Source organism: Stenotrophomonas sp. YJH_SMC_40 (assembly GCF_059368615.1).
This window is the reverse complement of record NZ_JCAFRX010000001.1, coordinates 53,152-69,316: the sequence shown is the minus strand read 5'-3', so window position 1 is coordinate 69,316 and position 16,165 is coordinate 53,152. Positions and strand designations below refer to the sequence as shown.

Annotated in this window: 14 protein-coding genes; 11 read left to right on the top strand and 3 right to left on the bottom strand. The window is 67.2% G+C overall.

Annotated features, from left to right (window positions below; translation table 11 throughout):
* The first annotated feature begins 337 nt into the window (after positions 1–337).
* The 8 genes from lpxD (at position 338) to AC5P6X_RS00260 (ending at position 10,371) form a co-directional block, all read left to right on the top strand.
* Entirely contained in the window at positions 338–1,360 is a 1,023-nt protein-coding gene (lpxD, locus tag AC5P6X_RS00295; RefSeq protein ID WP_005408738.1) for a UDP-3-O-(3-hydroxymyristoyl)glucosamine N-acyltransferase, read from the top strand.
* On the top strand, positions 1,357–1,815 hold the full coding sequence (gene fabZ / locus AC5P6X_RS00290; protein WP_005408737.1) for a 3-hydroxyacyl-ACP dehydratase FabZ: 459 nt from the start codon (positions 1,357–1,359) through the stop codon (positions 1,813–1,815). The genes lpxD and fabZ overlap by 4 nt, the downstream gene beginning before the upstream one ends.
* A 16-nt stretch (positions 1,816–1,831) precedes the next feature.
* On the top strand, positions 1,832–2,623 hold the full coding sequence (lpxA, locus tag AC5P6X_RS00285; RefSeq protein WP_005412736.1) for an acyl-ACP--UDP-N-acetylglucosamine O-acyltransferase: 792 nt from the start codon (positions 1,832–1,834) through the stop codon (positions 2,621–2,623).
* Positions 2,624–2,676: 53 nt separating this feature from the next.
* Positions 2,677–3,879, top strand: a complete 1,203-nt coding sequence (gene lpxB, locus AC5P6X_RS00280; RefSeq protein ID WP_043034888.1) for a lipid-A-disaccharide synthase — start codon at positions 2,677–2,679, stop codon at positions 3,877–3,879.
* On the top strand, positions 3,876–4,547 hold the full coding sequence (rnhB, locus tag AC5P6X_RS00275; protein WP_005408734.1) for a ribonuclease HII: 672 nt from the start codon (positions 3,876–3,878) through the stop codon (positions 4,545–4,547). Before lpxB ends, rnhB begins: the two co-directional genes overlap by 4 nt.
* 228 nt (positions 4,548–4,775) lie before the next feature.
* Complete coding sequence (dnaE, locus tag AC5P6X_RS00270) at positions 4,776–8,366, top strand: DNA polymerase III subunit alpha (RefSeq protein ID WP_049448274.1); 3,591 nt, start codon at positions 4,776–4,778, stop codon at positions 8,364–8,366.
* Between the two features lie 62 nt (positions 8,367–8,428).
* The gene (locus AC5P6X_RS00265; RefSeq protein ID WP_329755870.1) at positions 8,429–9,298 is read left to right on the top strand and encodes a hypothetical protein; all 870 of its coding nucleotides are present in this window, start codon (positions 8,429–8,431) and stop codon (positions 9,296–9,298) included.
* Between the two features lie 113 nt (positions 9,299–9,411).
* Complete coding sequence (locus tag AC5P6X_RS00260) at positions 9,412–10,371, top strand: acetyl-CoA carboxylase carboxyltransferase subunit alpha (protein WP_005408731.1); 960 nt, start codon at positions 9,412–9,414, stop codon at positions 10,369–10,371.
* Positions 10,372–10,544: 173 nt separating this feature from the next.
* Here AC5P6X_RS00260 and AC5P6X_RS00255 read toward each other — a convergent pair whose 3' ends face one another.
* Complete coding sequence (locus AC5P6X_RS00255; protein ID WP_005408730.1) at positions 10,545–11,000, bottom strand: CopD family protein; 456 nt, start codon at positions 10,998–11,000, stop codon at positions 10,545–10,547.
* 187 nt (positions 11,001–11,187) lie between these two features.
* Here AC5P6X_RS00255 and AC5P6X_RS00250 point away from each other — a divergent pair, with 187 nt between their 5' ends.
* Together AC5P6X_RS00250 and AC5P6X_RS00245 are read left to right on the top strand one after the other, a co-directional pair.
* Positions 11,188–11,778 carry a class I SAM-dependent DNA methyltransferase gene (locus tag AC5P6X_RS00250; RefSeq protein WP_005408729.1) on the top strand — a complete coding sequence of 197 codons (591 nt, stop codon included), beginning with the start codon at positions 11,188–11,190 and terminating at the stop codon, positions 11,776–11,778.
* Between the two features lie 93 nt (positions 11,779–11,871).
* Positions 11,872–13,179 (top strand): polyhydroxyalkanoate depolymerase, encoded by a 1,308-nt coding sequence (locus tag AC5P6X_RS00245; RefSeq protein ID WP_322534438.1) that lies wholly within the window; start codon positions 11,872–11,874, stop codon positions 13,177–13,179.
* 108 nt (positions 13,180–13,287) lie between these two features.
* Here the strand turns inward: AC5P6X_RS00245 and AC5P6X_RS00240 are convergent, their stop codons facing one another.
* Positions 13,288–14,277 (bottom strand): sensor domain-containing protein, encoded by a 990-nt coding sequence (locus tag AC5P6X_RS00240; protein WP_049395934.1) that lies wholly within the window; start codon positions 14,275–14,277, stop codon positions 13,288–13,290.
* Positions 14,274–14,639: a PadR family transcriptional regulator gene (locus AC5P6X_RS00235; protein WP_049395935.1), complete on the bottom strand. Its 366-nt coding sequence runs from the start codon at positions 14,637–14,639 to the stop codon at positions 14,274–14,276. The genes AC5P6X_RS00240 and AC5P6X_RS00235 overlap by 4 nt, the downstream gene beginning before the upstream one ends.
* Positions 14,640–14,775: 136 nt before the next feature.
* Between AC5P6X_RS00235 and AC5P6X_RS00230 the strand changes: the two genes are divergently transcribed.
* Positions 14,776–15,678, top strand: a complete 903-nt coding sequence (locus tag AC5P6X_RS00230; protein WP_329755871.1) for a peptidylprolyl isomerase — start codon at positions 14,776–14,778, stop codon at positions 15,676–15,678.
* The last annotated feature ends 487 nt before the right edge of the window (positions 15,679–16,165 follow it).

Genomic DNA, 16,165 nt, shown 5'->3' with positions numbered 1-16,165 from the left:
CCGGGCTCTGCCCGGCGTTTTCGTTTTTCAGATGACACTGCACGGCACGGGCTTTTGGCCGCGCTCGCGGGAAATTGTCAAGAGGCGGCGGGTGGCCCTGGACAGGACCGTTGGCGCCATGGGCCCGAGGCATGCCTCGGGCGGGTTGGGCAGGACGCCCAACCCCGGTCTTGCCGTGTGCGCAGGACAGCGCACACGAGCAAGGTGCCATCGAGCACCATGGAGGGGCTTTTGCGTGTCCTGGCCAGGGCCACCCGCCGCCTCCCGCCCGTACCAGGCAGGCGCCAAGCCCTGCCCCCCGCATGACCGCAATGGCGTCACACGTTAAACTCCCGCCGTGAATACTCCCACCTACACCGCCCAGCAACTCGCCGAGCAGTTCGGCCTGCAGGTCCATGGCGACCCCGCCACCGCCATCCACGGCGTGGCCACCCTCGCCCACGCCGGTCCTGGCCAGCTGACCTTCCTCGCCAATCCACGCTACCGCGCCCAGCTGGCCGACAGCCAGGCCTCGCTGGTCGTGCTGCGCGCCGACGACGCAGAGGCCGCCCCCGGCGCCGCGCTCGTGGCCAAGGACCCGTACACCACCTTCGCCAAGATCGCCGCGCTGTTCGACATCGCGCCCACGCGCCCACCGGGCATCCACCCCAGCGCCGTCATCGATCCCAGCGCCCAGGTCGCCGCCAGCGCCCACATCGGTCCCTTCGTCTCCATCGGCGCGCGCAGCGTGGTCGGCGAGAACTGCATCATCGGCACCGGCAGCGTGATCGGCGAAGACTGCAGCCTGGACAGCGGCTGCGAACTGATCGCCCGGGTCACCCTGGTCACCCGGGTCAAGCTCGGCAAGCGCGTGCGCGTGCACCCCGGTGCCGTGCTCGGTGCCGATGGCTTCGGCCTGGCGATGGACGCCGGCAAGTGGATCAAGGTGCCGCAGCTCGGCGGCGTGCGCATCGGCGACGATTGCGAAATCGGCGCCAACACCTGCGTCGACCGTGGTGCACTGGAAGACACCGTGCTGGACGAAGACGTGCGCCTGGACAACCTGGTACAGATCGCGCACAACGTGCAGATCGGTGCGCACTCGGCCATCGCCGGCTGCACCGGCATCGCCGGCAGCGCCAGGATCGGCCGTTACTGCCTGCTCGGCGGCCACGTCGGTGTGGTCGGCCACCTCGAGATCTGCGACAAGGTCGTGATCACCGGCAAGTCGGTGGTCCGCAATTCCATCCATGAGCCGGGCGAGTACTCGTCCGGCACCCCGTTGACCGACAACCGCACGTGGCGCAAGAACGCCGCGCGCTTCAAGCAGCTGGACGCATTGGCTCGCCGCGTCCTGGCTGCTGGCAAGGAGAAAGAATGAACGACACGCTGCAGCTTCCGATCGACGTCTGCCAGATCCAGGAACTGCTCCCGCACCGCTACCCGTTCCTGCTGGTGGACCGGGTGCTTGAGCTCGACATCGACGCCAAGCGCATCCTGGCGCAGAAGAACGTCAGCATCAACGAGCCGTTCTTCCAGGGTCACTTCCCGGGCCGCCCGATCATGCCCGGCGTGCTGATCATCGAAGCGCTGGCCCAGGCCGGTGGCGTGATGACCCAGCTGACGCTTGGCCGCGATGCGCAGTCCAAGCTGTTCTACATGGTCAAGGTGGAAAACGCCCGCTTCAACAAGCAGGTCGTGCCCGGCGACGTGCTGATGCTGGATGTGCAGATGAAGCGCCTGATCCGCAACATGGGCTGGTACTACGGCGAGGCCAAGGTCAACGGTGAAGTCGTTGCCTCGGCCGAGGTCATGTGCGCCGGTGCCAAGGGCTGATCCACGGGAGGCAGCAATGACTGACAACGCACCACGGATCCACCCGACTGCCGTCATCGATCCGGCCGCGCGCCTGGCCGACGACGTCCAGGTCGGCGCGTTCACCCTGATCGGTGCCGATGTGGAAATCGGCGCCGGCACAGTGGTCGGCCCCCATTGCAGCATCCACGGCCCGACCAGGATCGGCCGTGACAACCGCTTCATCGGCCACGCCGCGATCGGTGGCGAGCCGCAGGACAAGAAGTTCGCTGGCGAACGCACCGAACTGGTGATCGGCGACCGCAACGTGTTCCGCGAGTTCGTCACCCTGAACCGTGGCACCGGCGGCGGCGGCGGCATCACCACGATCGGCAACGACAACTGGATGCTGGCCTACACGCACGTGGCGCACGACTGCCATGTCGGCAACTTCTGCGTGTTCTCCAACAACACCACCCTGGCCGGCCACGTGACCGTGGGCGACTACGTGATCATCAGCGGCTTCGCCGGTGCCCACCAGTTCTGCCGCATCGGTGCCCACGCCTTCCTCGGCATGGGCGCGCTGACCAACGGCGACGTTCCGCCGTTCACCATGGTCGGCACCGATTCGCTGGGCCGCCCGCGCGGCATCAACAGCGAAGGGCTGAAGCGTCGTGGCTTCGACGCCGAGCGGATCTCCGCCATCAAGCGCGCCTACCGCACCCTGTACGTGGCGGGCCTGCCGCTGGCCGAAGCCAAGGTGCAGCTGACCGAACAGGCACGCGACAGCGATGACGTGAAGGCCATGCTGGACTTCATCGAGCACGCTGAGAGGCCCTTGCTGCGATGAGCAGCACGACCGGCCAGGCGCCGGCCGGCGCCGCCGTGATTCCGCTGGCCTCGATGGCCGGCAGCGTCCCCGCGCAGCGGGTGCTCAGCGAGCGCCCGTTGCGGATCGCTCTGGTGGCCGGTGAGGCCTCCGGTGACCTGCTGGGTGCGGGCCTGGTGCGCGAGCTGAAGGCACGCTTTCCGAATGCCGAATTCGCCGGCATCGGTGGCGATGCCATGCGCAGCGCCGGCTGCCTGACCTGGCACGATGCCAGCGAGCTGGCGGTGATGGGCCTGACCGAAGTACTGCGCCATCTCCCACGCCTGTTGAAACTGCGTTCGGCGTTCCGCCAGCGTGCGCTGGAATGGCAGCCGGACGTGTTCATCGGCATCGACGCGCCCGACTTCAACCTGGGCATCGAGCGCTGGCTGAAGCAGCGCGGCGTGCGCACCGTGCACTACGTCAGCCCCTCGGTCTGGGCCTGGCGCGAGAAGCGCGCCGAGAAGATCGGCAGCAGTGCCGACCTGGTGCTGTGCCTGTTCCCGATGGAACCCCCGATCTATGCCAGGCACGGCATCGACGCGCGCTTCGTTGGCCATCCGATGGCCGATGACATCCCCCTGCAGGGCAACCGCGAGGAAGCGCGCGCCGCGCTTGGCCTGCCGACCTCGGCCAAGGTACTGGCAGTGTTGCCAGGCAGCCGCCTGGGCGAAATCTCGCGCCTCGGTGAACCGTTCTTCGAGGCCGCCTGGCAGGTCTCCGAGCGCATCCCCGGCCTGCACGTGGTAGTGCCTGCCGCCAACCCGGCCTGCAAGCGCCTGATCGAAGAGCAGCTGTCACGCTCGGCGCTGCCGGTAGCCTTCTCGCATGTACTCGACGGTGAGGCGCGCAACGCGATGATCGCCGCCGATGTGGTGGTGCTGGCCTCGGGCACCGCGACGCTGGAGGCGATGCTGGTCAAGCGGCCGATGGTGGTCGGTTACCGCGTCAACGAGCTGACCTACCGCCTGGTCAAGGCGCTGGGCCTGATCAAGGTCGACCGCTTTGCCCTGCCCAACATCCTGGCGGGCCAGGACCTGGCACCGGAACTGATGCAGCACGACTGCACGCCGGACAAGCTGGCGGCGGCCATCCAGCAATGGTTCGACCACCCGCAGCGGGTGACCGACCTGCAGGACACCTATGCCCGCCTGCATCAACGACTGCGCCGCAATGCCTCGGCCCGCGCGGCCGACGCTGTGGGCGAGCTGTTGATGCGCGACCAGGCCCAGGCATGAGCCGCCGCCATGCCGCAGCGGCCAGCCTGGCCCTGTTCGACGGTGCCGCCGTGGTCGAGCCGGAGCGTCTGGTCGCCGGCGTCGACGAAGCCGGCCGCGGTCCGCTGGCCGGACCGGTCGCGGTGGCGGCGGTGGTGTTCGACCCGGCACGGCCACGCATCAACGGCCTGGACGATTCCAAGCAACTCACCGCAGCCCGCCGCGAGCAACTGCATGACCGCATCATCGAACGTGCACTGGCCTGGCACGTGGTGCTGGTGGACGTGGAGACCATCGACCGCCTGAACATCTACCAGGCCACCCTGCAGGGCATGCGTGACGTCGTTGCAGCGGTCGCCCACGTGGCCGGCTTCGCCCGCATCGACGGCAACGTGGTGCCCAAGGGCCTGGTACTGCCGGCGCAGGCGCTGGTCGGCGGTGATGGCATCGACCGCGCGATCATGGCCGCCTCGATCCTGGCCAAGGTCTCGCGCGACCGCTACATGCAGGACGTGCATGCCCGCCACCCGCAATACGGCTTCGAGCAGCACAAGGGCTACGGCACCCCGGCCCATCTGGCCGCCCTGCGCGAGCACGGCCCCTGCATGGAGCACCGGCGCAGCTTCGCCCCGGTGCGCGAGTGCCTGGAAAACCCGGCAGCTGTGACCGCAGACATCGCAATCGCCTGAGTCGCCTGAACGGTCGCTGCACCCGGCTGCGAAAGCAGGGTCAGGCGGGGCCCGCGGTTTGCCAGCGAACCGTGGGGAGCGATAGCGCGGATGCGATATCGCATGCCGTCAAGAGCTTGTCGCGCCCTCCAGCCCTCGCTACCCTGACCGGGCACTCCAGCGCTTCCCGACCCCGGCGACGATTCCCCCGTCAGCACCCGGGGCCCGCGCGCTCCAACCTGGTCCGGCATGTCCAACTCCCGCTTCGTACATCTCCACGTCCACACCGAGTTCTCGCTGGCGGACTCCACCATCCGTGTGCCGGCCAAGCCGGACCAGGCGGACCCGAAGAAGGCCAAGCAGGCCAACCTGCTGTCACGCTCGGTCGAACTCGGCCTGCCCGCGCTGGCGGTGACCGACCTCAACAACCTGTTCGCCCTGGTCAAGTTCTACAAGGCGGCCGAAGGCGTGGGCATCAAGCCTATCGCCGGCGCCGACGTGCTGATCGCCGAGGAAGGGCAGGATCCGTGGCGGATGACCCTGCTGTGCCGCGACCGCGAGGGCTACCTGAGCCTGTCGCGGCTGCTGACCCGCGCGTGGATGGAAGGCCATCGCCCCGAAGGCGGCGTGGCCATCCATCCGGACTGGCTGAAGGCCGGCAACGCCAACCTGTTCGCGCTGGCCGGCCGGCAGAGCCTGGCCGGGCGCCTGGCGCTGGACGGCAAGCATGAACTGGCCGAGCAGCAGCTGGCCGATTGGCAGCGCGTGTTCGGCGATGGCCTGCACCTGGAGCTGACCCGCACCGGCCGCGAGGGCGAGGAAACCTTCAACCAGTTCGCGCTGATGGCCGCCGGCCAGCGTGGCCTGCCGGTGGTGGCCAGCAATGATGTGCGCTTCCTGGCGCCCACCGATTTCAGCGCGCACGAAGCGCGCGTGTGCATTTCCACCGGCCGCGTGCTGGACGACCCCAAGCGCCCGCGCGAGTACAGCGACCAGCAGTACCTGAAATCGGCCGAAGAGATGTGTGCGCTGTTCGCCGACATTCCCGATGCCATCGACAACACGCTGGCGTTGGCCGAGCGCTGCAACATCGAGATGCGGCTGGGCACCTACTTCCTGCCCAATTACCCGGTGCCCGACGACGAGACCCTGGACACCTGGATCCAGAAGATGTCGCGCGACGGCCTGGAAGAGCGCCTGGAGAAGAATCCGCTGGCGCCGGGCAAGACCCGCGAAGATTATTTCGAGCGCCTGGAGTTCGAGCTCAACACCATCATCAAGATGGGTTTCCCCGGCTACTTCCTGATCGTGGCCGACTTCATCCAGTGGGGCAAGAACCAGGGCATCCCGATCGGCCCGGGCCGTGGTTCGGGTGCCGGTTCGCTGGTGGCGTGGGCGCTGAAGATCACCGATCTGGACCCACTGCCGTACAACCTGCTGTTCGAGCGCTTCCTGAACCCGGAACGCGTGTCGATGCCCGACTTCGACATCGACTTCTGCATGGACCGCCGCGACGAGGTGATCGACTACGTCGCGCGCAAGTACGGGCGCGAGCGCGTCAGCCAGATCATCACCTACGGCACCATGGCCGCCAAGGCGGTGGTGCGCGACTCCGGCCGCGTGCTCGGCTTCCCGTACGGCCTGGTCGACGGTGTTTCCAAGCTGATCCCGAACATCCTCGGCATCCACCTGAAGGATGCACTGGGCAAGGGCAAGGACGGCCCCAGCTCGGAAATGGCGTCGCCGGAACTGATCCAGCGCTACGAGACCGAGGACGATGTCCGCGACCTGATCGACCTGGCGCTGCAGCTGGAAGACCTGACCCGCAACGCCGGCAAGCACGCCGGTGGCGTGGTGATCGGGCCCGAACCGCTGAGCGAGTTCTGCCCGCTGTACGCCGAACACGATGAGAACGGTCTCGGCAAGAACCCGGTCACCCAGTTCGACAAGAACGACGTGGAAGAAGTGGGCCTGGTGAAGTTCGACTTCCTCGGCCTGCGCACGCTGACCATCATCGACTGGGCGGTGAAGGCGATCAACAAGCGCCATGAGCGCGCCGGCATCCCGCCGGTGGACATCGCCGCGATTCCGCTGGACGACACGCCCACCTACAAGGACATCTTCGCCAACGGCAATACGGGCGCAGTGTTCCAGTTCGAATCCTCGGGCATGCGCCGCCTGCTGAAGGACGCGCGCCCCGATCGTTTCGAAGACCTGATCGCGCTGGTGTCGCTGTACCGCCCCGGCCCGATGGACCTGATTCCCTCCTTCAATGCGCGTAAGCACGGCCAGGAAGAAATCATCTATCCCGATCCGCGCACCGAAGCGATCCTGAAAGACACCTACGGCATCATGGTGTACCAGGAGCAGGTGATGCAGATGGCGCAGATCGTCGGCGGCTACTCGCTGGGCGGCGCCGACCTGCTGCGCCGTGCGATGGGCAAGAAGGTGCCGGCCGAAATGGCCAAGCACCGCGAGATCTTCCGCGAAGGTGCGGCCAAGGACGGCGTGGACGAAGCCAAGGCCGACGCGATCTTCGACCTGATGGAGAAGTTCGCCGGCTACGGCTTCAACAAGTCGCACGCCGCCGCCTACGCGCTGGTCAGTTACCAGACCGCATGGCTGAAACGCCATTACCCGGCCGAGTTCATGGCGGCCACGCTGTCGTCCGATCTGGACAACACCGACAAGGTGGTCGGCTTCCTCGACGAGGTGCGCAACCTCGGCCTGACCGTGCTGCCGCCCAAGGTGAACCAGTCGGCCTTCATGTTCGAAGCGGTGACCCCGGACACCATCCAGTACGGCCTCGGTGCGATCAAGGGCGTCGGCCAGGGTGCCTGCGAGGCGGTGGTCGAGGAGCGGCTGAAGGGCGGCCCGTTCAAGGACCTGCTCGACTTCTGCACCCGCGTCGGCTCGGCCAAGCTCAACCGGCGCACGCTGGAAGCGATGATCAACTGTGGTGCGTTGGACGAGCTTGGCCGCAACCGTGCCTCGCTGATGCTGCAGCTGCCGGAGGTGATCAAGGCTACCGACCAGATGGCCCGCGAGCGCGCTTCGGGACAGAACTCGCTGTTCGGTGGCCCGGACCCGAGCGCGACCACGATCCAGCTGGATCTGCCCGAAGCCGAAGAATGGCCGCTGCTGCAGCGCCTCAACGGCGAGCGCGACACGCTGGGGTTCTATCTCAGTGGCCACCCGTTCGATCCATGGCGCGACGATGTACGCGATCTGGTCGGCAACGACCTGGGTTCGGTGGAGAAGATCTGGAGCGCCAACAGCGGTGGTGGTGGCGGCGGCGAAAAGCGCTGGCGCCCGGAAGTACAGACCGTGCTGGCCGGCCAGGTGGTCGGTGTGCGTCGCAAGGGCGAGAGCCAGATCTTCATCCAGCTGGAAGATGGCCGCGGCCGCGTCGAGTGCAGCGCGTTCTCCGACGCGATGGCCGAGTTCGGGCACCTGATGACCAAGGACCGCATCCTGGTGGTCAAGGGCGGCCTGCGCGAGGACGAGTTCAACGGTGGCTACGCATTGCGCATCCGCCAGTGCTGGGACTTCGACGAAGTCTGCGCCAACTACGCCACGCGGCTGTCGCTGCGCCTGGACCTGCGCCAGCAGCGCCCGGTCTGGGAGCGCGTCAATGCGCTGCTGGATCGCCATCGCCCGGGGCGCACGCCGCTGCGCCTGGACCTGCTGCTGAAGGGCCCGCACGGCGGCGTCGCCGGCATGCTCGATGTTTCCGGGCAGAGCGCGGTGCGCATCGATTCCAAGTTGATGGAGGCGCTGCGCGCCGACCCCGCCGTACGCACGCTGAAAGTGCGCTACAGCCCACCGTGGGCCAGCTGAGGCTGGCTCTGGTTTTCCTGACCCTCCTGCTTTCCCGTTCCAGTCATCAAGGACGATTGCCAATGAAGACCCTGCTGTTCCCGTTCGCCGCCGCGCTGGCCCTGGCCGCCTGTTCGCCCTCGAAGGTCGAGTTCCAGATCGACAACCCGACCGATGCGCCGCTGGCACTGAGCATCGATGGCAAGGACCTGCCAGTGGCCGCGCAGGGCTCGCGCCCGATCTCGCTCGCTGTCGGTGAGCACCGCCTGCACACCGACAAGCTCGGCGACGTGCGCTTCATCGTCTACGTCGACGGTCGTGGCGGCCTGATCAATCCGACCCTCAGCGAGTACGTGATCGCCCGCGAGGTCTATGTCACCGACGAGAGCAAGCTGAAGAACTTCGGCGTCGGCAACAAGGGCATCGAACTTGGCGGGGTCGACTTCGAAGGCCCGTTCGAGAAGAGCCACGACCTGTTCATCGACAAGAGCTGGACCTACGGCGTGCGCGAACCCTTCCCGAAGGAAAAGGTGGTGGCCCACGTCGACGCCAGCGGTGGCCAGATCGTGGCCAAGGTGTTCACCGCGCCAGACTTCATCGCTTACGTGGAAGAAGGCATGGGCGAGCCCGGCGCCTTCAAGCGCGAGCAGCCGGCCGGCTACGTGGCCCCGGCGTTCAGCCTGGAACCGGCCCCGGCCAGCCTGCCGGCGCTGGTGCCCGCCTTCGAGGCCCACGCCGCGCCGCTGCGCGAGGTCTATGCGCGCTGGCTGAAGGCGACCACCGCCGATGAACAGAAGGCGCTGCGCAAGCAGGACTTCGCCGCGCAGATGGCCTTCACCTCGGCCACCGCCACCCTGGGCAGCGGGCTGGGACGTGAAGCCAACGAGGCCTACAACGACTTCGTTTCCCAGCGCAGCCAGCTGATGGGCCGCAGCGCCCTGGTAGTGCCCTGAGCTGACTGGCGCGCCCCGCCCGGCTGCGCTACCGTCGCCTTCCAGACGAAGGCGTACGGGTGGTTTGCGCGCATTCGGCTAGAATTCCCCTCTTCTTTACACGACGGCTTCCGATGAATCCGAACTACCTCGACTTCGAGCAACCCATCGCCGACCTGGAAGCCAAGATCCAGGAACTGCGCAACGCCAGTGCCGGGCCGGCGGTCAATGTCGAGGCGGAAGTGCACGCGCTGCAGGACAAGCTGCGCATGCGCACCGCGCAGATCTTCCGCAACCTGACCTCGTGGCAGGTGCTGCAGCTGGCCCGTCATCCGTCGCGCCCGTACACCGCCGACTACCTCCGCGTCATGTTCGATGAGTTCCAGGAGCTGGCCGGCGACCGTGCCTTCGCCGACGACAAGGCGATCATGGGTGGTCTGGCCCGCATCAACGGCCGTGCAGTGATGGTGATCGGCCACCAGAAGGGCCGCGACACCAAGGAGAAGATCAAGCGCAACTTCGGCATGCCCAAGCCGGAGGGCTACCGCAAGGCCCTGCGCCTGATGAAGATGGCCGAGCGCTTCGGCCTGCCGGTGCTGACCCTGATCGACACCGCTGGCGCCTGGCCGGGCATCGACGCCGAATCGCGCGGCCAGTCCGAAGCGATCGCGCGCAACCTGATCGAGATGGCCGAACTGAAGGTGCCGATCATCTGCACCGTGATCGGCGAAGGCGGCTCCGGCGGCGCGCTGGCGCTGGGCGTGGGCGACCGCACCGTGATGCTGGAATACGCGGTGTACTCGACCATCACCCCGGAAGGCTGCGCCTCGATCCTGTGGAAGGACGCCGGCAAGGCCAAGGACGCGGCCGAACAGCTGGGCCTGACCGCCCCGCGCCTGAAGAGCCTGGGCCTGGTCGACAAGGTCGTACGCGAGCCCACCGGCGGCGCCCACCGCAACCCGACGCAGATGGCCAAGCGCCTGAAGGCGGTGCTGCTGAACGAGCTGGATGCGCTGGACAAGCTGTCCACCGAACAGCTGCTGGAACAGCGCTACGCGCGCCTGCGCAGCTACGGCACGTACGAAGCAGCCTGACGTAGTGGCGGCCGCTGGCCAGCATGCAGGTAGGCCTGGTAGTGCCGGCCGCTGGCCGGCAACACGCAGGTGATTGCAGAAACGAAAGCGCCGGGCAAATGCCCGGCGCTTTCGTTTGCGCCCTGACGGCATCCACGCATGGCGTGGATCTACCGGGTGCAGATGCCCCCGCCTCAGAACGGCTTGGCCAGCACCAGCCACACGATCGGAATGAAGGCCAGCAGCGGGATCTCGTTGATCCAGCGCAGCGCGCGCGACGACGGCAGCGCCCTGCCCTTGGCCACGCCCTTGAGCAGGCGGCCGATCCAGCCGAAGTACACCAGCAGCAGCACCACCAGCCCCAGCTTGGCATGCAGCCAGCCGGCGCCACCAGGCGCGACCATGGTCGGGAAATCGGGAATCACCTTGTAGCCCAGCCACAGCACCAGGCCCAGCAGGAATGCCAGGCCGAACATCGAGTGGCCGAAGCGGTACAGGCGCAGGCCCATCAGCTGCAGGCGCTCGGTCACCGCCGGCTGGCCCGCAGTCTCGGCCAGGTTCACCAGGATGCGCGGCAGGTAGAACACCGTGGCCATCCACGCCACCACGAACACGATGTGGAAGGTCTTGACCCAGTAGTAGCTCTGCATGCGCTCGCTCCGGCGGCTGGCGTAGATGGGTACCCATTGTCGCAGTAGAGCCACCCCATGGGTGGCTGCCGCGTCCAATCGCCGCAGCATGGCAGCCACCCATGGCGTGGCTCTTCTGCTGGTCCGCCACACCCGGGGGCGCAACACCGTACGATAGGCGCCGTTTTCCCCGATCGCGCACCGCCCCATGGACAAGACCTACGACGCCGCCTATTTCCAACGCTGGTACCGCCGTGCCGACATCGGCGGCAGCGCCCGCCTGGCGCGAAAGGTCGCCCTGGCCGTGGCCAGTGCCGAGTACTACCTGGAACGACCGATCCGCAGCGTGCTGGACATCGGCTGCGGCGAAGGCGCCTGGCGCGCACCGCTGCTGAAGCTGCGTCCGAAGGTCGAATACCTCGGCTTCGACAGCAGCGAGTACGCTGTGCGCCGCTACGGCAGGACCCGCAACCTGCACATGGCCCGCTTCGGCGATTTCGCCTGGCTGCGGCCCTGTGCCCCGGTCGACCTGCTGGTCTGCTCGGACGTGATGCACTACGTGCCCGACCGCGAGCTGCGCGCCGGACTGGCCGGCGTGGCAGAGCTGACGGGCGGCGTGGCCTTCCTGGAGACCTTCGCCGCCGAGGACGCGTTCGAAGGCGACCACGACGGCTTCCAGGCGCGCCCAGCGCGTTGGTACCGCCGCACGCTGGCCCGGCATGGCCTGCAGCCGGTGGGGTCGCACTGCTGGCTCGGCCCCGCCCTGGCAGGCGATGCGGCCGCGCTGGAACGGATGTGAATCCAGATTCATTATTTTCAGCCAACTTAACCTGCGGGACACCCGGATGGGATATGCTGCGCGGCAACATATGACCATACATATTCGGTCGTCATGCTCTATCAACTGCACGAACTGACCCGCAACCTGCTCGCCCCCTGGGTGCACCAGGCCCAGGCAAACGCCAGGTTCTTCGCCAACCAGGGCCACTGGTGGTCGCAGATGCCCGGCGCTGATCGCCTGGCGGCGGTCAATGAACTCTTCCACCGCATCGGCAAGGATTACGAGAAGCCCGAGTGGGGCATCAACGAAATCGACGTCGATGGCGAACGCGTGCCGATCGTCGTGCACGAGGAAGTAAGCAAGCCGTTCTGCAAGCTGCTGCGCTTCAAGCGCCACAGCAATGAAGCCGACCAGCTGCACACGATGCTCAACCAGCCGTTCGTGCTGGTCGTTGCGCCGCTGTCAGGCCACCATGCCACGCTGCTGCGCGATACCGTGCGCACGCTGCTGCGCGACCACCGCGTGTACGTCACCGACTGGGTGGACGCGCGCATGGTGCCGGCCAGCGAAGGCGAATTCGGCCTGGACGACTACATCGCCTACATCCAGGAATTCATCCGCCACCTCGGCGTGGAGCGCCTGCACGTGGTGAGCGTGTGCCAGCCGACCGTACCGGTGCTGGCCGCGGTTTCGCTGATGGCCAGCCGTGGCGAACCGACGCCGCGCACGCTGGTGATGATGGGTGGCCCGATCGATGCGCGATGCAGCCCGACCGCAGTGAACAACCTGGCCACGCAGAACCCGCTGTCGTGGTTCGAGAACAACGTCATCCACACCGTGCCGGCCAGCTATCCCGGCGCCGGTCGCCGCGTGTACCCGGGCTTCCTGCAGCACGCCGGCTTCCTGTCGATGAACCCGAGCCGCCACTTCAGTTCGCACTGGGATTTCTATACCGACCTGGTCAAGGGCGACCTGGAAGACGCCGACGCGCACCGTCGTTTCTACGACGAGTACAACGCGGTGCTCGACATGCCGGCCAGGTACTACCTGGATACGATCCGCGTGGTGTTCCAGGACTTCCTGTTGCCGCGTGGTGAGTGGGTGGTCAGCGGCGAGAAGGTCGATCCGTCGGCGATCCGCGATACCGCGCTGCTGAGCATCGAGGGCGAGCTGGACGATATCGCCGGCCTCGGCCAGACCGAAGCCGCACAGGCGCTGTGCACCGGCATCACTGCGGACCGCCGTGAGCATTTCATCGTCGAAGGTGCCGGCCACTACGGCATCTTCAGCGGCCGTCGCTGGCGCGAAGTGGTGTACCCGAAGGTGCGCGACTTCTTCGCCGCGCATGCCGAAGCACCGGCGGCGAAGGCCACGAAGAAGAAGAGCAACGTGACCCCGTTGCGGCGAAAGGCGGGCTGATTCCCGGCAGGGGTCGGTTCCCTTTCCAGCGGAAAGGGCTCTGACCCCAGCATGATGGGATCCGGGGTCAGAGCCCTGTTCTGCGAACAGGATCCGACCCCTGGCCTGTTACAACCGCACCAGCAGGTTCTTGGCGATCAGCCCATGCAGCTTGCCGATGCCGCGTGCCAGATGCATCGTCAGCAGCAGCAGCAGCGCGCCCGCCGCAGCAACCGTGATCGCCACCAGCGGCGATGCAGCCATCGGCAGTACGTTCACGCCATCGACGTACACGCCCGGAATGTCGCCACTGAAGATCGCCGCGACCGGCGCCCAGATCAGGCTCAGCGACAGCGACAGCAGCGTCACCGCGAGGGTGAAGTAGATGACGCCCAGCGGCAGCATCAGCACGAAGTACAGCAGGGTCAGCCAGGTGCGGCCATCGGTGAACATGTCGCCGATGCGCTGCAGCCAGGTGCGGCTGCGATCGGTGTAACGCGGACGGCGCGGCATGCGCTCGCCCAGCAGCGCTTCCACCAGCCGCCCTTCCAGCAGCGCCAGCCCGCGCACCGAGCCGAAGAACAGCACGGTCAGCGGAATGCCCACGATCAGGATCAGCAGGCCCAGCGACAGCGACAGGCCGGTCACCACCCAGGTGAAGAAGAAGATGCCGGTAGCCAGCGACAGCAGCATGTAGAACAGCGCACCGTAGGTGTGCGGATCGGTCACCACGCCGAAGAAACGCGCCAGCAGCGAGCGCTGCACCGGCGCCGGCGGCGGTGCGGCCGGCTCGACGCCACTGGCTTCGGCCGCTGCGCGCAGCACCGGTGCGGTATCCGCACGCGGCGTGCGCAGCGCGCGGTTCACCGTCACTTCGGTCTCGCGGTAGATCTCGGCCACTTCGTCCGGCGCGCCATAGCTACCGGCAACGTCGGCGATCACCTCGGCCTCGCTGCGGCCGGGCTGCGCCGCCAGCTCCGAGCGCAGGTATTCCTCGGCGTCGTACAGCGCGTCCTGCACCATCGCCGGGTCGGCACCTTCCAGCGCCACACGCAGCTGCGCCAGGTACTGCGGGATGGTCGTGGGCAGGGCTCGGCCTGCCAGGCTCGGGTCGTTCATTGCGGTACCCCCTCCAACACGGAATCGACGGAATCTCGGGTGGCCTGCCAGGCCTGGCGCCACTGCGCCAGCACGTCGCGGCCACGTTCGTTGATGCGGTAGTAGCGCCGCGGCGGACCGCTGCTGGACGGCTCCACGTGGCTTTCCAGCAGACCGGCAGCCTCCAGGTTGCGCAGCACCGGGTACAGCGCGCTCTGCTTGCCGCTCAGCACGCCCTCGCCCACCCGCTCCAGCTCCTTGGCAATGAGGTAGCCGTACAGCGGCTCCCCGGCCCGGGCCAGCACCGCCAGCAGGGCCAGCGACACCGTTCCGGCGCTCAGCTCCTTCTGGAACTTCTTCAGGTGGACATCGTCCTCGGACATGACCGGGCCTCCACTACGTTGAAGTCCACAGTAGTGCGAAGTTCGGTATAGCGAATGTGTCGTTAGTTATCGTGCCGGTTGGCGTGGCCGGGCCGCTCGCGCAGAATCGAAGCCTCGTTCATGTTCCGGGGATCCCATGCCGCACCGTCGCCGTCTTGCCCTGACCGCCCTCGCCCTGTCCTGCCTGCTACCCGCCCTGACCAGCGCGGCCACGCCCTACCGCAGCCCGCAGCAGATCCTCGACGCCTCGGCGGCCAGCGACTGGCGCACCCCGGACCCGGCCAACCTGCTGTACATGGACCTGCCGGCCGGTCGGGTCATCGTCGAGCTGGCACCGCAGTTCGCCCCGCGCCATGTCGCCAACATCCAGACCTTCGCCCACGAGCACTTCTGGGACGGCACCAGCATCTACCGTTCGCAGGACAACTTCGTGGTGCAGTTCGGCGATGCCGACGCCGATGACGCAGCCAAGGCCAGGCCGTTCGGCAGTGCCGCACGCAAGCTGCCGGCCGAGTTCGAGCGCGCCAGCGCCGGCCTGAAGGTCAGCGTGCTGCCGGATCGCGATGGCTGGGCCGCGCAGACCGGTTTCGTCGACGGCTTCCCGGTCGGCCAGGACCCGCAGGCCGGCAAGGCCTGGCTGGCGCACTGCTACGGCATGCTCGGCGCCGGCCGCAGCAATGAAGAAGACAGCAGCATCGGCGCCGAACTGTACGTGGTGACCGGCCAGTCGCCGCGCCAGCTGGACCGCAACATCACCCTGGTCGGCCGCGTGCTGAAGGGCATGGAACTGCTCAGCGCAACACCGCGCGGGCCCGCGCCGATGGGCTTCTACCAAGACCCGAAACTGCGCACGCCGATCGTGTCGATCCGCCGCGCCAGCGATGTGCCGGCTGCAGAGCGCACGCCGATCCAGGTGCTGCGCACCGATTCGAAGACCTTTGCCGATACGGTGGAGGCACGGCGCAATCGCGTGGATGATTTCTACAAGCGTCCGGCGGGGCATATCGATCTCTGCAATATTCCGGTGCCGGTGCGCTGATGGTTTCCTGCACGTGACGCGTGCTGAAGGTGCTTCACTGTTCATGGGCGTCACTTTTCTTTTCGCGCGAAAAGAAAAGTAACCAAAAGAAACGCGCCGCCAGGTCGCGAGCCGCCGTGCTTCGCACGCCGGTCCCCTGCGCTTCTCGGTGAATCAGGGGACGGTGTGCAGAAGGCAGCCGACTAACAGTCGGCTCTACAGGACATCGGCACCTCTTCGCCCCTGATTCCCCTGCGATGCTCGGCTCGCTCAAGGCGGACTGGAAGGTCAAGATCAACAGCAAAAACATCCACGCATGGCGTGGATCTACTGGGTGCAGCTGTGGCCTTTGATCTGGGTCCGCCTTGAGCGAGCCGAGCACCGCAGGTCCGGCGAGGGCGAAGAGGCGCGGGTGTCTGAGCGCAGCGAGTTCCCGCGCCGTCCCTCGACGGGCCGAGGAGCGCAGGGCACCGGTGCGCAGCACCGGCTCGCGACCTGGCGGCGTGTT

Excerpts from the sequence above, each read along its gene's own strand:
- fabZ (WP_005408737.1), top strand. The coding sequence starts at position 1,357 with ATGAACGACACGCTGCAGCTTCCGATCGACGTCTGCCAGATCCAGGAA.
- AC5P6X_RS00255 (WP_005408730.1), bottom strand. The coding sequence starts at position 11,000 with ATGCAGAGCTACTACTGGGTCAAGACCTTCCACATCGTGTTCGTGGTG.
- lpxB (WP_043034888.1), top strand. The coding sequence starts at position 2,677 with ATGGCCGGCAGCGTCCCCGCGCAGCGGGTGCTCAGCGAGCGCCCGTTG.
- AC5P6X_RS00250 (WP_005408729.1), top strand. The coding sequence starts at position 11,188 with ATGGACAAGACCTACGACGCCGCCTATTTCCAACGCTGGTACCGCCGT.
- AC5P6X_RS00265 (WP_329755870.1), top strand. The coding sequence starts at position 8,429 with ATGAAGACCCTGCTGTTCCCGTTCGCCGCCGCGCTGGCCCTGGCCGCC.
- AC5P6X_RS00240 (WP_049395934.1), bottom strand. The coding sequence starts at position 14,277 with ATGAACGACCCGAGCCTGGCAGGCCGAGCCCTGCCCACGACCATCCCG.
- lpxA (WP_005412736.1), top strand. The coding sequence starts at position 1,832 with ATGACTGACAACGCACCACGGATCCACCCGACTGCCGTCATCGATCCG.
- rnhB (WP_005408734.1), top strand. The coding sequence starts at position 3,876 with ATGAGCCGCCGCCATGCCGCAGCGGCCAGCCTGGCCCTGTTCGACGGT.
- AC5P6X_RS00230 (WP_329755871.1), top strand. The coding sequence starts at position 14,776 with ATGCCGCACCGTCGCCGTCTTGCCCTGACCGCCCTCGCCCTGTCCTGC.
- dnaE (WP_049448274.1), top strand. The coding sequence starts at position 4,776 with ATGTCCAACTCCCGCTTCGTACATCTCCACGTCCACACCGAGTTCTCG.
- AC5P6X_RS00245 (WP_322534438.1), top strand. The coding sequence starts at position 11,872 with ATGCTCTATCAACTGCACGAACTGACCCGCAACCTGCTCGCCCCCTGG.
- AC5P6X_RS00260 (WP_005408731.1), top strand. The coding sequence starts at position 9,412 with ATGAATCCGAACTACCTCGACTTCGAGCAACCCATCGCCGACCTGGAA.
- AC5P6X_RS00235 (WP_049395935.1), bottom strand. The coding sequence starts at position 14,639 with ATGTCCGAGGACGATGTCCACCTGAAGAAGTTCCAGAAGGAGCTGAGC.